General features: G+C 65.7%; 11 protein-coding genes. 6 read left to right on the forward strand and 5 right to left on the reverse strand.

Features of this window, described 5'->3' with window-relative positions; genetic code table 11:
• The first annotated feature begins 341 nt into the window (after window positions 1-341).
• On the forward strand, window positions 342-1,721 hold the full coding sequence (gene pta / locus JDV76_RS10175) for a phosphate acetyltransferase (protein ID WP_376993077.1): 1,380 nt from the start codon (window positions 342-344) through the stop codon (window positions 1,719-1,721).
• Window positions 1,721-2,929 (forward strand): acetate kinase, encoded by a 1,209-nt coding sequence (locus JDV76_RS10180; RefSeq protein ID WP_198736781.1) that lies wholly within the window; start codon window positions 1,721-1,723, stop codon window positions 2,927-2,929. The genes pta and JDV76_RS10180 overlap by 1 nt, the downstream gene beginning before the upstream one ends.
• Before the next feature lie 74 nt (window positions 2,930-3,003).
• Here the strand turns inward: JDV76_RS10180 and JDV76_RS10185 are convergent, their stop codons facing one another.
• From JDV76_RS10185 to fepB, 5 genes are read right to left on the reverse strand one after another with little or no spacing between them, the layout of a single operon-like run.
• Window positions 3,004-3,915, reverse strand: coding sequence for a siderophore-interacting protein (locus JDV76_RS10185; RefSeq protein ID WP_198736782.1), 912 nt, complete (start codon window positions 3,913-3,915; stop codon window positions 3,004-3,006).
• A 35-nt stretch (window positions 3,916-3,950) separates the two neighbouring features.
• A complete protein-coding gene (locus JDV76_RS10190; protein ID WP_198736783.1) occupies window positions 3,951-4,847 on the reverse strand; it encodes an ABC transporter ATP-binding protein in 897 nt (298 codons plus the stop codon).
• A 4-nt stretch (window positions 4,848-4,851) separates the two neighbouring features.
• Window positions 4,852-5,910, reverse strand: a complete 1,059-nt coding sequence (locus JDV76_RS10195; protein ID WP_198736784.1) for a FecCD family ABC transporter permease — start codon at window positions 5,908-5,910, stop codon at window positions 4,852-4,854.
• Entirely contained in the window at window positions 5,907-6,962 is a 1,056-nt protein-coding gene (locus JDV76_RS10200) for a FecCD family ABC transporter permease (RefSeq protein WP_198736785.1), read from the reverse strand. The genes JDV76_RS10195 and JDV76_RS10200 overlap by 4 nt, the downstream gene beginning before the upstream one ends.
• 23 nt (window positions 6,963-6,985) lie before the next feature.
• Window positions 6,986-8,017 carry a Fe2+-enterobactin ABC transporter substrate-binding protein gene (fepB, locus tag JDV76_RS10205; protein ID WP_198736786.1) on the reverse strand — a complete coding sequence of 344 codons (1,032 nt, stop codon included), beginning with the start codon at window positions 8,015-8,017 and terminating at the stop codon, window positions 6,986-6,988.
• A 241-nt stretch (window positions 8,018-8,258) separates the two neighbouring features.
• On the opposite strand from fepB, the gene JDV76_RS10210 reads away from it, so the two are divergent.
• The 4 genes from JDV76_RS10210 to JDV76_RS10225 all read left to right on the forward strand — a co-directional run bounded on the left by JDV76_RS10210 (window position 8,259) and on the right by JDV76_RS10225 (window position 15,251).
• Complete coding sequence (locus JDV76_RS10210; protein WP_198736787.1) at window positions 8,259-9,743, forward strand: helix-turn-helix domain-containing protein; 1,485 nt, start codon at window positions 8,259-8,261, stop codon at window positions 9,741-9,743.
• Between the two features lie 304 nt (window positions 9,744-10,047).
• Complete coding sequence (gene phoA / locus JDV76_RS10215) at window positions 10,048-13,308, forward strand: alkaline phosphatase (protein WP_198736788.1); 3,261 nt, start codon at window positions 10,048-10,050, stop codon at window positions 13,306-13,308.
• 12 nt (window positions 13,309-13,320) lie between these two features.
• Complete coding sequence (locus JDV76_RS10220) at window positions 13,321-14,169, forward strand: TIGR03943 family putative permease subunit (protein ID WP_198736789.1); 849 nt, start codon at window positions 13,321-13,323, stop codon at window positions 14,167-14,169.
• A complete protein-coding gene (locus tag JDV76_RS10225; protein ID WP_248140941.1) occupies window positions 14,166-15,251 on the forward strand; it encodes a permease in 1,086 nt (361 codons plus the stop codon). Before JDV76_RS10220 ends, JDV76_RS10225 begins: the two co-directional genes overlap by 4 nt.
• Window positions 15,252-15,279 lie beyond the last annotated feature (28 nt).

Here is a 15,279-nt window from a genome sequence, read left to right on the forward strand (position 1 = left end):
CTGTGGGTCTGGGGCGGGTGCGTCGGTGACCGGATCGGCGCCTCCGAAGGTGGATACCGGGGGAGCGGGGGCGCCCCCATGGTCGGAGGGTGTGGAACCTCACGCCCTGGTCTAACGGGGCTGTGTGCAGGGGTGTTTCCGGGACTTTTTCCGCGTCGTGTCATTCCGAATGTGCCCGAGTGTTCGGTAACGGGTGTCCGGTCGAGTTTCCATGTCTAAACTATGTAGTGAATCACAGACAATGACAGAGGCCAACCTGTGCCACAGCACAGGGCTGTTGGCCGCATGAAGTGTCACGTCGCGGCCTCCTGCGCCCGTGTGGCACACAGAAAGGACTCCACGTGACTTCCTCCCCCCGCCCGGTGTTGCTGACTGCCACCGGCCGCAGCCTCAATGAGATCGACACCACGCCCCTCACCGGGCGTCTAGGGCTGGAAACACGCCCGCTGATCGGCGGGGAGGTGACGGTTTCCGCGGTGATCGCCTCGGACCCGACGGGGGCGGGGCCAGCACTCCTCATCGGCACCGGAAACATCGACTTCGACGCCCGGTGCGCCGCGGCTCTCGGGGTACCTCTGCTCGTAGCCACCGGCCCGGAGTCGACGCTCGCGGATCTCGCGGTAGCAGAGGCGGAGCGGCACGGTGCAGTCGTCGTCACGCTCACCGATCCTGCGGACGAATCCGCGCTCGACAGTGCGGCGGAAGAACTCACCGCGGCCGTCGCGGAGCCGGTGATGAGTCCCGCACTGTTCGAGCACTGGCTGCTCGGCCAGGCCCGCCAGAAGCGCACCCACATCGTCCTGCCCGAGGGCGAGGATGACCGGATTCTCACCGCCGCGCACCAGCTCCTCGCCCAGGACGTCTGCGAACTCACGATCCTCGGTGACGTCGACGAAATCCAGAGCCGGGCCGCTGACCTCGGACTCGATCTCTCCGCCGCGCACCTGGTCAACCACCTGACCGATCCCGATGCCGAGGTCTTCGCCGCGGAGTTCGCGGAACTGCGCAAGGCCAAGGGCGTCACGCTCGACCAGGCGCGTGAGACCATGCGGGACATCTCCTACTACGGCACCATGATGATCCACACGGGCCGCGCCGACGGCATGGTATCCGGTGCGGCACACACCACCGCGCACACCATCAAGCCCTCCCTCCAGATCATCAAGACCGCGCCGGGTGTGAGCTTCGTGTCCTCCATCTTCCTCATGGTGCTGCAGGGCAAGCTGTGGGCCTTCGGTGACTGCGCCGTCATGCCGAACCCCACGGCCCGCGAACTCGGCGAAATCGCCGTGGTCTCCGCCCGCACCGCGGCACAGTTCGGTATCGACCCCCGGGTCGCCGTTCTGTCCTACTCGACGGGTTCCTCGGGCTCTGGTGTCGACGTCGACCGCGCGGTGGAGGCCGTCGCCGCTGCACGCGAACTCGATCCGTCCGTCGCCGTCGATGGGCCGCTGCAGTTCGATGCCGCCGTCGATGCGGGAGTGGCGAAGAAGAAGATGCCCGAGTCCGCCGTCGCTGGCCGGGCCAATGTCCTCGTGTTCCCCGATCTTGAAGCCGGCAACATCGCGTACAAGGCGGTCCAGCGCACCGCCGACGCCCTCGCCGTTGGCCCCGTGCTACAGGGCCTGAAGAAGCCCGTCAACGATCTTTCCCGGGGTGCGACCGTGCGGGACATCGTCAACACCGTCGCCATCACCGCGATCCAGGCAGGAGCCAAGTAATGTCCGATCTCGCACTCGTCCTCAACTCGGGCTCGTCATCCATCAAGTTCCAGTTGGTGGACCCTGCGCGGCACGCCACGGATGAGCCTTTCGCATCCGGCCTCGTCGAGCAGATCGGTGAACCCGAGGGAAAGGTCACCCTGAAGCACGGCGGGGAGACCTACACCACCAGCGCACCGATCCCGGATCACAGCGTCGGCCTCGACATGGCCTTCGAGTTGATGAACGAACACGGCTGCGGCCCCGCAGAGGTGGAGATCACCGCTGTCGGGCACCGCGTCGTCCACGGCGGAATCCTGTTCTCCTCACCGGAGATCATCACCGACGAGATCCTCGGTATGATCCGCGACCTGATCCCGCTCGCGCCACTCCACAACCCCGCCAACATCGACGGCATCGAGGTCGCCCGCCGGATACTCCCCGACGTCCCACACGTCGCCGTGTTCGACACCGGTTTCTACCACTCCATGCCGCCCGCCGCCGCGCTCTACGCCATCAACAAGGACGTCGCCGCGGAGCACGGCATCCGTCGCTACGGTTTCCACGGCACCAGCCACGAGTACGTCTCGAAGCACGTTCCCGAACTGCTGGGGAGGCCCGCCGCCGAGGTCAATCAGATCACCCTGCACCTGGGCAACGGTGCCTCGGCCACCGCGATCCGGGGTGGCCGCGCGATCGACACCTCCATGGGCATGACCCCGCTCGCGGGTCTGGTCATGGGTACCCGGTCCGGTGATATCGACCCCGGCATCGTCTTCCACCTGCACCGTTCGGCGGGCATGTCCATCGATGAGATCGACCGTCTGCTCAACCGCGATTCCGGTGTGAAGGGCATCTCCGGGGTCAACGACTTCCGTGCGCTCGGTGACCTCATCGAGGACAACAACGAGGACGCGTTCCTCGCGTACAACGTCTACATCCACCAGTTGCGGCGCTACATCGGCAGCTACATGATCGCCCTCGGGCGTGTCGACGCGATCACGTTCACCGCCGGTGTCGGCGAGAATGCCGCGAACGTTCGCGCAGACGCGATGGCGAACCTGGAGAACTTCGGTATCCGGATCGATCCGGAGCGCAACGCGGAGCGCAGCAGTTCCGCCCGTGAGATCTCTACCGACGATTCCCCGGTCAAGGTCTTCGTCATTCCGACGAACGAGGAATTGGCCATCGCCCGCTACGCGGTGGAGCTCGCCAACTGTAACCGCTGACGCGGGACGCCGAGTGTCTAGTTCCTGTCCCCGGTCGTCCATTCACCGGACGGCCGGGGTCTCCGGCCCCGGGGTCAGATTCCGACGTCAAGGTCGTTGAAGTCCTCCAACCTTGCGCCCTCCGCAAGTTTCCTCTCGTAGAACCGCTTGCGTGCCCGGTCGATCTCATCGTTGCCGACGCCGATGCGCCAGTAACCGGCGATGCTGACCCGGGATTTATCCATACCGACCTCGTTGCGGAAGTAGCTGCGGATCGAGGTCATCTCCGCGCGTTCCCCGGCCGCCCATACGACGTACGAGGTCGGGTCCGGAAGGGCCTTCGCGCACGTGTCCAACGGTCGGGGGTCGTCGGTGTCCGCTGGGTCGATGTGGGTCAGCCGGATACCACCGGGGAGAGGAATTTCGTCGACGGCGGCCCTGTCCCCGGCGACGAGATAAAGCTCGCCGGAGAGGTCACCATCGGTGCGGTCGAAGATACTCACGAGCGCGGGAATGGCGGTGGCATCGGCGAATAGGGCGACAGGTTCGCCGTGGGGGCGGGGCGGGATGGTGAAGTGCACCCGGGGGCCGGTGAGGGAGAACTGCATGCCCACGTGCGCGTCGCGGCTGAACAGCATCATCGGTGAGTCATGCTCGTGCTGCACGATGTCGACGACGATTTCTTCGGTCTCCTCCAGATAGTCGCGCACAGTGTAGACGCGGGTGTGGTTGCCGTACCGTTCCGACAGATACAGGCGGATCGCGACGTTGGCACTCGACCACGCCGGATTGGTTCTCGCCCCTTGTAGTTTCGCGGTGATCCGGACGATCGACGGGCAAGGTGTGGACACCGAGGTGATCACCGCGGTGTAATCGTCGATGTCCCGGTCGTGTTCACTGTTGCGCAGATGGACCGGGGGCTGCCCGGTGGAGAACCTGTTCGCGGCGCCCGGGGTCTCCGGTGCTGTGGTGGGGGTCCTGCCGGTGTCTGGAGTGTTGTTCGTCATGAGGGCCTCTCTGGTTTTCTCGTTTGTCAGGGTGATCAGCGGATCTCCGGTGGTCCGTCCCCTGCGTCGCTGCGCCGGACGCGGGGCACGATGAGCGGTCTGCCGGTGTCCGGGTCCCGCAGGATGTGGGCGTCGAGGTCGAAGACCTCGCGGAGCATGTCGAGGGAGAACACGTCGTCCGGATGGCCCTGGGTGATGACACGGCCGCTCTTCATCGCGATGACATGGGTGGCGTAGCGCGCGGCCATGTTCAGGTCGTGCAGGACCGCGACGAGTGTCCGGCCCCGGGCGTGCAGGGACGCGCACAGGTCGAGGACATCCGTCTGGGTGGAGATGTCGAGGAATGTGGTCGGTTCGTCGAGGAGCATCACCCGGGTGTTCTGGGCCAGCACCATCGCGATCCAAGCGCGTTGCCGCTGCCCACCGGAAAGTTCATCGAGGCGTGCGCCGGCGAGGTCCGCCAGGCCGGTGTGGATGAGGGCGTCGTCGACGGCACGCTCATCCTCGGCGGAGAACTGGGACAGGATGTGCTGGTGCGGGTAGCGGCCCCTGCTGACGAGGCCGGCGACGGTGATGCCCTCCGGGCTGATCGGAGACTGGGGGAGGACACCGACGGCGCGGGCGATCCGTTTCGTCGGTATCCGGGACATGTTCGTGCCGTCGATGAGCACCCGGCCTCGGGTGGGTTTGAGCATCCGGGAGAAGGTCTTCAGCAGCGTTGATTTGCCGCATCCGTTGGGGCCGATGACTGCGGTGAACTCCCGGTGGGGGAGTTCCAGGTTGAGATCGTGGATGATGGCGTCCCCGTTGTAGCCGACCGTGACGTTCTCCAGCGCGAGGTGAACCGGCTCCCCGGAGTCCGTGCCTTGGCTGCGGGGTGACTGCTGCTCAGGTCCGCCCGGGGCCTGGAGCTGGTGTGGTGTGTGGGGCATCGTGTCATGTCCTCGTCGATGATCGGGTGAGCAGTATCAGGAGGTACCCGCCGCCGAGGACACCGGTGACGAGACCGACCGGGGAACGGAGCCCGATGTCGATGTTCTGGGTCACGTGATCGGCGAGCAGGAGCAGTACCGCGCCTGTGATGAAGGAATGCAGGATCGTGACCCCGGGAATGCGGGTGATGAAGCGGGCGATGTGCGGACCGGCCAGCGCGATGAACGCGATGGGCCCGGCTGCGGCCGTGGCGATGCAGGCGGCTAGTGTCGCGACGATGATCGCGGCGAAGCGGGTGCGCTCGACCGGGATACCCAGATTGCAGGCGGTGGCGTCACCGAGTTCAATGGCGTCGACGCCACGGCGGAGCAGGACGAGACAGGGGAGCAGGACGGCGGTGGCGAGGAGCACCGATCGGGCGTGCTCCCAACCCCGCCCGGACAGGGACCCGGCCCGCCACCCCTGGACCTGCGTGGCGAGGCTGATGTCCGAGTTCAGCAGCATGAAGTCGAGAATCGCCGATACCGTTGCCGCGACACCGATTCCGACCAGGACCAGGCGGATACCGTTCGCTGAACCACGGGTCCGGGCGAGTGTGTAGACGATCGCGGCGGTGAGCAGGCCGCCGACGGCTGCGGCGATTGCGACGGGCCAGACATCGGGGGTCACGAACAGAATGGTCATCCCCGCGGCGGTGGCGGCCCCGGCGGTGAATCCGATGATGTCCGGCGAACCCAGGACGTTGCGGCTCAGGGACTGGAACACCGCGCCGGAGACGCCGAGCAAGCCTCCGACACACGCTGCGGTCAGTGCCCGGGGTAGTGCCCGTGACTGAATGGAACGGACCGTTCGCACGTCACCGTCGCCGACAACGGCCCGCAGTGTCTGCTCGGGAGAAAGCTCGGTGCGCACCGACAACAGCGCGAAGAAGATGGCGGCGCCGAGGACGAGGAGGCCTAGGACACCCGCGACGGTGGCCCGCGGGGAGTAGGTGAGGGACACCGGCCCAATGCGTACCGCACGGATCACCGCGCCACTGATCCTCGGTTTCCCGGTGCTCACAGGTTCACCGCCTTCCTGGAACGCACAAGCGCGATGAAGATGGGCCCGCCGAGTAGCGCCGTGGCGACACCTGTCTGCAGCTCTGCCGGGGCGATGATCACCTTCCCTGTGACATCCGTAGCCACGAGCAGCGCCGGACCGATAGCCATGATCGCAGGGATGAGCACCCGGTTGTCGGGGCCGGTGAGCCGCCGGGCGAGGTGCGGCGCAGCCAGACCCACGAAGGTGATCGGGCCCGCTGCGGCGGTCGCTGCACCGGCCAGCATCACCACCGCAAGAGCAGTGGTCAGACGCACAACGCCGATCCGCACACCGAGCCCCACCGCAGACTGTTCCCCCAGCCCCAGCGCGTTGAGAGGGCGTGCCAACAGGAGCGCGAGCACGCAGCCGACGGCGACGAATGGCAGCACCGCCGTTAGCACGTCGACATCCCTGCCCTGGAGCGAGCCGATCGCCCAGAAGCGGAAATGCTCGAAGACGCTGTAGTTGCTGAGCAGAATCATCGAGATGATGGAACTCAACGCCATGGTGAACGCGGCCCCCGCGAGGGCGAGCCGCGCCGGGGAGGCCGCGCCCCGGGACACCGAACCCAACAGGTACACCATCACGGACACGACGCCCGCCCCGGCGAAGGCCCACCACACGTACCCGGACACGCTGGTGACGCCGGCGTATCCGATGGCGACACACACGGCGAGCGAGGCACCCGCGTTGATTCCCAGGATGCCGGGGTCGGCGAGAGGGTTGCGGGTCAGTGCCTGGATGAGGCCCCCGGCGAGCCCGAGACACAGGCCGACGATGAGGCCCAGCGCGATCCGGGGCAGGCGCGACCGCATGATGATGAGATGGTCGGGGTTCGTCTGGTCGAAGGCGGTGATGGCCTCGATGACCGCCGACGGCGGCACCGGATGTGAGCCGGTGAACAACCCGGCGAGGGTCGCGGTGACCACGACGGCGAGGCTTCCGCAGATCACCGCCCACATGCGGCCCCGGCGGTGGTGCGGCCGGGGCCGGGTAGGGGCTGCTGCGGGGACGGCGACTGGGTGGCTCATCAGCATGGCAGTTGTTTGCGGAACTACCTGGTCAACTGTTCGACGATGGAATCAATGGTGAGCAACGCCGAGTAGTAGTCCAGACGCCACGCGTATTCGTCGAAGAAGTAGACGTCGCCTTTCTGGACCGCGGGAGCCGTGGACACCAGCGGGTCTTCGGAGAACGCAGCCACGGGTGACTCGGTTCCGGTCTGCATGAGGAACACGCTGCCCACGTCGGCCAGCGCAGCCGCCATGTTCTCCCGGCTGACCGTCCGGATGCCGGGACGTGTCTGCTGGGACACCGTTTCATCGACGTCGCCGGCGGTGATTCCGAGATCCTCCAGAATCTCCCCGTGCTGGGTGTCGGGGCCGGACACCATCAGTCCTTCCGCTGCGCGGTAGAAAGCGACGATCGCGGGCGCGGGCGGTGCGGTGATCTTCCTGGCCGCCTCCTTCACCTTCCTCTCGTACTCGGCGATGAGTTCCTCGGCTTTGTCCTCGGTTCCGGTCGCTTCCGCCAGGAGCCGGGTCTGGTCTTGCCAGGACAAATCGATGTAGTCGACCATTACGGTTGTCGTGATGTCCTGCAACTGCGCGTACTCGTCGTTGACCGCGTCGGCGCCGACCACCGACCCTACGATCAGGTCTGGGGAGAAGGAGTCGACGGCGTCCAGGTCGATGTCGAGACGTGGGTAGGCGACCTCCACTCCACGGTCGTGGGCGATCTCGGCCCACTGCATGAAGAAGCCGTCACCGTCGGTGAGGTCCGTCACGGGCGCACCGGCACTCGCCACGACTGGCACCCCGAGTGCCAGCAGGGTGCCCGTCATCGACGGCGACGTCGACACGACACGCTGCGGCTTCGCATCGATGGTGACCTCGCCTTTGGCGTCGGTCACGGTCCGTGGGAAGGATTCCTCCACTCCCGAGGTGGAGGTCTTCGCTGTGTCTCCGGCGGTCGCCGTTGTGTCGGTTGTCGCGGAGTCGTCACTGCCGGAGCATCCGGTCATGGTGGATATGCCCAGTGCGGCGACGGCGAGCATGGTGGTGGCGCGTCTGCGGATCTTCACCATTGGTTGATTCACACCCCTGTCAGATGTCGAGTTGGTGTCACCCACTGTGGTTCGTCCGGATGGCACCGCGCACGACGGGGCGTCCGGCTAACGCCAGTAGGATGAGTGGAAGGCTCGCCTAACTTTAGGGTGGGATACTCGCACTATGGTTGGCGGAGCGCGCCACATTTTTACCATCCGCCATTCGGCGGGCGCCGTGGTCGGCGGCGCGGACGAAAATGGATGGGGGAAGGCAGAAACGATGGGAGTTCCACACGGTATCCGTCGCGGCCCGATCGAGGGCGTGTCCCGATGCGCCAGACGGGCGCTCATCGTGTGGGTCTATGCCGGGACAGCGAGCGTGGAAACAGCGGCGACGATGACGACACTATCGGCAGGGCAGGTGGCACTCGTTGCTGCGGGCCTGCGCTACCGGATCCGTGGTGATGAGGATGCGGTGGTCATTCCCGTTGAACTTCCCGTTGACATGGCGTGTCCCGCAGTTGTCCGAACTGCCGTCGCGGTCCTGCCCGATAGCCTCCGGCTACGTCTCCTGTTCGAGTTCGCCCAGAACCTCGGCTATCTGAAACACGACGCCACACGTACTGACTTCGTTCGTGCTCTCGCGGCAGAGATCATCGCTGCTCAGGAAGACGCGGTGCCGGTGCTCGTGGTACCCCAACCGCATTCGGAAGAAGCCACCGCTGTTGCGGCGACGGTCATGGCTGATCTCTCCGTCAACCGAAGCGTCGCCGAGCTTGCGGGCATCGCAGGCGCCTCCGTGCGGACAGTGCAGCGGAGGTTTCGGGCGGAAACCACCCTGAGTGTCAGCCGGTGGATCACCCGGGTCCGGCTCAACGAGGCGATCGCCCTCATAGCCCGTGGCCGTAGCCTGCAGTTCGCCGCCCATTCCACCGGTTATCCCGGCGCGAGCGAACTCATCCGTGCCTTCCGTGCAGAAACGGGAACGACCCCGGCTGCTGCGCTGGCGCGGGAGTCGTGCTCCGAGGTCGCCAAAATCAGTCTCGCGGACCCCGGTGTGCCTGAGAATGAAACGTGGCGGAACATCAACCGTGGCGACATCTTCCTGTGGGTTGTCACCGGGCGGGCAACGGTCACCGCAGGTGGGGTTACCACCGCTGTCGGTGCGGGGCAGGGGGTGGTGCTTCCGGCGAATGTCGCAGTCCATGTGGCGATGGCTCCGCAGACGCTGGTTCTTCCCCTCGGTTTTCGATATCCCGACGACGCGGAGTTGTTCGATTCGGTGCGAGCACTCACCGTCGTCGATCTTTCTGACTTTGGTGCCGCTGATCTACTACGCACGGCTGTCTCGACCTATACCCAGGTTGCCGTCCCGGGTTCCCGGCATGACGACATATTCCGGGTCCTCACCGAGGAACGGATCATCGCGAGGGTGCCTGTCTGGTCGGGGGCCGGAGAGGGACGATCCGGGTCCTCACCGGAGTCTCTTCCCGAGGTGTTGAGCAGGCAACGACACAACTATGTTCGCCGGATGACCCTCGCCCGTATCCTCCTGGCGCAGGGAAAGAGTCCCACCGAGACGGCACGCACCCTGCGGTATGCACATGCCGCTGCGTTCACCAGGGCGTTTGCTACCGCGCACAGTATGACGCCCAAGCAGTACTCGGAGATCGCCCATTCCCAACCGGGGCCTGTGATGGTGGGGAAACGCATCAACGTTCCTCCTCGCTACAGTTTGCTGGTCGATCCGGGCGCCACGGGGTGAGTGAACGTGTCGCTGTTGGCGTGCCCGTTGTCCGCGCCGGGGGCGCGGGGTGGTGCATTCTGGTTATGGGCCGGTGTTGGCGGGGATGACACAACCCGGTCTTATCAGGTACTGTTTTCAATAATGTCCTGAAGGTGTTTCGGCGGGACGTATATTCGGCTGGTGTTCACGAAGTGTTGGGCACCGGTTACTTCGGAGTGCCATGTTCGGTTAACCCCGGAGTGGTGGACTGGCTGAGCTCTGGGACGACAACACGTCGTCACGTCTCTCAGCTCCGTCACCTCCGACATGGAAAGCCTGACACATGACCGCCAATGAACGTCGAACACACAGCCGCGTGACCCGCGCCGTGGTGGGGGGACTCCTCGCCACAACGCTTGCCGTCACTCTCCCCCTCAGTGCCGCAGCAGACCCTGAACGCCTCCCAGCCACAGAAAAAGCCCCGGTCACCGGGCCCGGAGGTCAGTACAACGGGCCGGAGAAGTGCAACCCCATCGCCGAGGACGGAACGGTCCGTGCCCTCAAACCCGGTGAGTGCGCCCAGTTTGGCACCGTCGGCCAGAAGCGGACCGAGGACCACGCCAAGAACGTCATCATCGTCATCGGTGACGGCATGGGTCAGCAGGAGATCACCGCTGCCCGCAACTACCTCAAGGGCGCAGCCGGACGTTTCGAGGGCCTCGATGCCTTCACCTCCACCGGGGCCTACACCCATCACTCGGTGGACCGGGACGGCTCCTTCAACTACGTCACCGACTCCGCGGCGTCCGCAACATCCTGGACCACCGGCATCAAGACCTACAACGGTGCCGTCGGCGTGGACCTGGAACAGAAGCCGGTCGAGAACCTCCTGGAGAAGGCCAAGAAAGCCGGACTTCGCACCGGCAACGTCACCACCTCGGAGATCGAGGACGCCACCCCGGCGGCCTTCGTCGCGCACGCCTTCAACCGGAAGTGCTACGGCCCGCAGGAGGAGGAGAACTCCAAGGCCTGTCAGGGCGAGGCCTTCGCCGCCCAGTACCGGCAGAACGGTGGACTCGGCTCCATCGCGGAGCAGATCGTCGACGCCCGCGCGGATGTCACGCTCGGCGGTGGGCTCGAGGCGTTCCAGCAGGAGGTGATCCACGAGGGACAGGGAGTGTCGCCGTTCCTGCCCACCAACACAACCTGGACCGCAGGCAAATCGGTGCTGGACAACGCGAAGGACAACGGGTTCACCGTCGTCCAGGATGCTGCGGCCCTCGATTCCGTCACCAGCGCGAATCAGGACGCCCCGCTGCTCGGATTGTTCGACGACGGCAACATGATCACCCGCTATGCGCCCTCCAAGGCCACCGTCGACGGCGCCTCGGGACGCCCACTCGCCTGTGAAAAGCAGGACACGAAAGGCCAACCCGAACTGGTCGACATGACCCGGAAGGCCATCGAGCTTCTCGACGACCCATCCGCTGACAAGGGATTCCTTCTGCAAGTCGAATCAGCATCCATCGACAAGCGTGCCCACGCGGCGGACGCCTGCGGGATGATCGGTGAGGTCGAACGCCTCGATGAGACAGTGAAGGCCGCACTCGACTTCGCGAAAAAGGACGGCAACACGCTCGTCGTCGTCACCGCTGACCACGCGCATTCCACCCAGCTCATCTACGACGGCCAGAACTCCGTCGCCGCCACCACTCGCCTGCGCACCGAGGAGGGATCCTCGCAGACCATCGCCTACGGCAGCCTCCCGCTGCAGGAGCTCACCGACAACCCGAAGGCATCCCAGCAGCACAACGGTTCCCAGCTCCGCGTCGCCGCATACGGCCCCGGCGAGGAGAACGTCATCGGACAGACCGACCAAACCGATCTTTTCTTCACCGTCGCCAACGCCCTGCAGATCAACGACGTGCCGACCATCGAGCCCTCGGTGACCACGGAGGACTCCGCGAAGACCTATGACGCGGCGACCGCTCACCGCACTGACCCCGCAGACCCCCTCGCCACCTGCTACAAGGTCGGCGACAACGGGTTCGTCTCCGGGCCAGGCGACTGCGCCCAGTTCGCCAAGGAAGGCCAGGGCCTCGATGACGAGAAGGCCAAGAACGTGATCCTGTTCATCGGCGACGGGATGGGCGACAGCGAGATCACCTCCGCGCGCGACTACCTCTACGGCGCGAACGGCCGGCTCCCCGGGATCGACGCCCTGCCCTATACCGGCTACTACACGACGTTCGCCCTCGATCCCGAACTCGGCGGCCCCACCTACGTCACCGACTCCGCGGCATCGGCCACCGGCTGGGCCACCGGAGCCAAGACCTACAACGGTGGCCTCGGCATCACGGTCGACGGAACCCCCGTCCCCAACATCATCGAACTGGCCAAGGCCAAAGGGATGAAGACCGGCAACGTCACCACCGCAGAGGTTCAGGACGCCACTCCCGCAGCCGTCGGCAGCCACGCACTCAACCGCAAGTGCTACGGCCCGGAATACGACAAGAACAGCAAGACCTGCCAGGGCGAGGGCTTCGAGAAGCAATTCCGCGAGTACGGTGGCCTCGGCTCCATCTCCGAGCAGCTCATCGACACCCGCGCCGACCTCACCCTCGGCGGCGGCGCGAAGTACTTCGAGCAGACCGTCCAGGCGGGCGGCGACTGGGACGGACACACCTGGACCAAGGGCGACTCGGTCCTCGACAACGCCCGGAACCAGGGTTTCACCATCGTCACCTCGGCCGACGAGCTTGACGCCGTCAAGGAGGCCGACCAGGACGTCCCCGTCCTCGGACTCTTCGCCGAGGGCAACCTGCCGCGGATCTGGGAACAGAGCATCCCCACCGTCGAACCAGCCGTCGGACAGGGCATGCGCTGCACCGAGAACCCGGAACGCGGTGCCGAGGTGCCCAGCCTCGCACAGATGACCACGAAGGCACTCGACCTGCTGCGCAATGACGATGGATTCCTCGTCCAGATCGAATCCGCCTCCATCGACAAAGCCGACCACGACGCCGACATCTGCGGCCAGATCGGCGAGGCCCAGGAACTCGATGACGCGATCCAGGCGGCCCGCGAATGGGTGAAGAAAACAGGGGAACCCACCCTCATCATCACCACCGCCGACCACGCCCACACCTCGCAGATCACCGCGAACGACCGGGCGACCGCCGGGCGCACCACCAAACTGGTCACCGCAGACGGCGACGAGATGACCGTCAACTACGCCACCGCCAAGTCCAACGACGATGAAGAGGCGCTCGGTTCCCAGACCCACACCGGCGCACAGTTGCGGGTCGCAGCCGAAGGACCCGGCGCGGCGAACGTCGTCGGGCACATCGACCAGACCGACATCCACTACGTCATCGCCAACGCCCTCGACCTGGACACCGATGGCGCGGGCATCAACCTGGCGGCCCGCTGGGAAGCGACCGAGAAAACCGCCCCCGACGCGTCCGCGGCGAAGGAGACCAACGGCACCCCCACCAGCTCGTCCGCGAAGATGTGGATCGGCCTCGGATTCCTCGTCCTGGTTATCCTGATTGCCGTCACCGCATTCATCTCAGGTCGTCGACGCTCCAGCGCCCGAGGCTAGAAAAGGGACACCATGATCAACCACCCGGACCGGAACGACCATCACGACCATGTCCACGACACACCTGTCGACCATGGCCCGGTGGCCGGTCCGGGTTTCTCGGCCCAGATCATCGCGGTCCTGTGGCTCCTCACCGGAGTGCTCGTCCTCGCGCTGCTCGCCACGGGTCGGCTCGCCACCTACATCAGAACCTTCTGGCACCCCATGACCCTCACCGTCGCGCTTCTCGTCACCGGCCTCGCACTTTCCGTGCTCTGGTTCGGCGCACGTCACGAGAACCGGGCCGGTGGCGAGAAAGCGAAGGTCTCGCCAATCGCCTGGCTGGTGTTCGTCCCGTTCCTGCTCGTCGTCATCGGATCCCCTTCCCCACTCGGCGCGGCGATGCTGGACAACACCGCCAGCGGTACGGAACGCGACGCGGCCCTCGCGGGTGGCGCAGGCCGTGCCGCCACGGCGCCCCGCAGCGGAGTGAACTTCGACCCACTGTCCGACACCGGCATCAACGAACTCAACCTCGACGATTTGCACAACCGCTATTCCTACGGTGATCTGGAGGATCTGGCGGGAAAGAAGATCAAGGTCATCGGATTCATCTCCCACGGCGGTGCCGCCAGCTTCGACGACAGCGGGGAGCACTCTGCTGGCGACGGCGGAAAAGTAATGGTCAATCGCTACAAGATCTTCTGCTGCGCCGCCGACGCCGTCGCCTACTCCGCCACACTCGCCGGTGGCTCGGATCTCCCGGATGACACCTGGGTCGAGGTGGTCGGCACCGTTGATGTTGACGCCTCCGACTCACACCTCGTGCTCACCCCAGAATCAATCACCGCCACCAACGAACCGAGGATTCCATACCTGTGAGTACCACACCGACAGACGCGGGCGTCGACAAGAAGTTCCGCGTCACTCCCCGCCAGCTCGCACTCTGGGAGTTCACGGCACTCGGCATCGTCGTCGTCCTGTGGACCCAGTTCGGCACCGGCCCGACCTCCGCGACCGACCCGCTCTGGAACATGAGCGGAACCGTCGAATCCTGGGCCGCCATCACCGTCGCCGTCGCGATCCAGGCCCTGCCCTTCCTGGTCCTCGGTGTAACCGTGTCTGCCCTCATCGCGGCGTTCGCGCCCCCCGGATTCCTCCAACGGATCACACCCCGCAACAGTTTCCTCGCCGTCCCCGTCGCCGGAACCGTCGCCATCGCTCTGCCCGGCTGCGAATGCGCCTCCGTTCCCGTCGCCCAGTCCTTCATGCGCAACGGGGTGTCCAAGGCAGCCGCGCTCGTGTTCATGCTCGCCTCCCCGGCACTGAACCCGGTGGTCATCGTCTCCACCGCCGTCGCGTTCAACGCCCTGCCCGAGATGGCCTGGGCCCGGTTCATCGCATCCTTCCTCGCGGTCCTCATCGCCGGGTGGCTGTGGATCATCATTGGCCGTGACGACGACATCCGGGTCACCGCCCCCGATGGTGCAGGCTTCGGCGGTTGTGCCGATGACCACTGCGCTTCCGCCACCGACCAGGCCGGGAGACGGAGCTGGCAGTGGCGCAGATTCCAAATGACGGCACTCCACGACCTGACCCAGGCCGGAGGATTCCTCGTCCTTGGCGCTATGGTCGCCGCACTCATCAAGGTCAGCGTCCCCTCATCCTGGTTCGCGCAGATCTCACAGACACCACTGCTCGCCGTCCTCGTGATGGTGGGGCTGGCGATTCTGCTTTCCCTCTGCTCCGAAGCCGACGCTTTCGTCGCTGCATCCTTCAGCGCCGTGTCCCCGACCGCGCAGCTCGCATTCCTCGTCGTCGGGCCCATGGTGGACATCAAATTGATCTCCATGCAGGCCGGTGCGTTCGGGCCGCGCTTCGTCGTCCGCTTCGTGCCCATGGTCCTGATCTGCGGGGTGCTGTCCGCCGTTGCCGTGGGGACAATCATCTTCGGCGTTCTCTGAGAGATCGTTGTGATCCGGAGTATCCGGT

The sequence above is a fragment of the Corynebacterium marambiense genome (assembly GCF_016342275.1).
Lineage (GTDB): Bacteria > Actinomycetota > Actinomycetes > Mycobacteriales > Mycobacteriaceae > Corynebacterium > Corynebacterium marambiense.

Bases quoted from the DNA above. Each gene is read 5' to 3' on its own strand.
- JDV76_RS10220 (WP_198736789.1), top strand. From the start codon at position 13,321: ATGATCAACCACCCGGACCGGAACGACCATCACGACCATGTCCACGAC.
- fepB (WP_198736786.1), bottom strand. From the start codon at position 8,017: ATGGTGAAGATCCGCAGACGCGCCACCACCATGCTCGCCGTCGCCGCA.
- JDV76_RS10210 (WP_198736787.1), top strand. From the start codon at position 8,259: ATGGGAGTTCCACACGGTATCCGTCGCGGCCCGATCGAGGGCGTGTCC.
- JDV76_RS10200 (WP_198736785.1), bottom strand. From the start codon at position 6,962: ATGAGCCACCCAGTCGCCGTCCCCGCAGCAGCCCCTACCCGGCCCCGG.
- JDV76_RS10185 (WP_198736782.1), bottom strand. From the start codon at position 3,915: ATGACGAACAACACTCCAGACACCGGCAGGACCCCCACCACAGCACCG.
- JDV76_RS10180 (WP_198736781.1), top strand. From the start codon at position 1,721: ATGTCCGATCTCGCACTCGTCCTCAACTCGGGCTCGTCATCCATCAAG.
- phoA (WP_198736788.1), top strand. From the start codon at position 10,048: ATGACCGCCAATGAACGTCGAACACACAGCCGCGTGACCCGCGCCGTG.
- JDV76_RS10190 (WP_198736783.1), bottom strand. From the start codon at position 4,847: ATGCCCCACACACCACACCAGCTCCAGGCCCCGGGCGGACCTGAGCAG.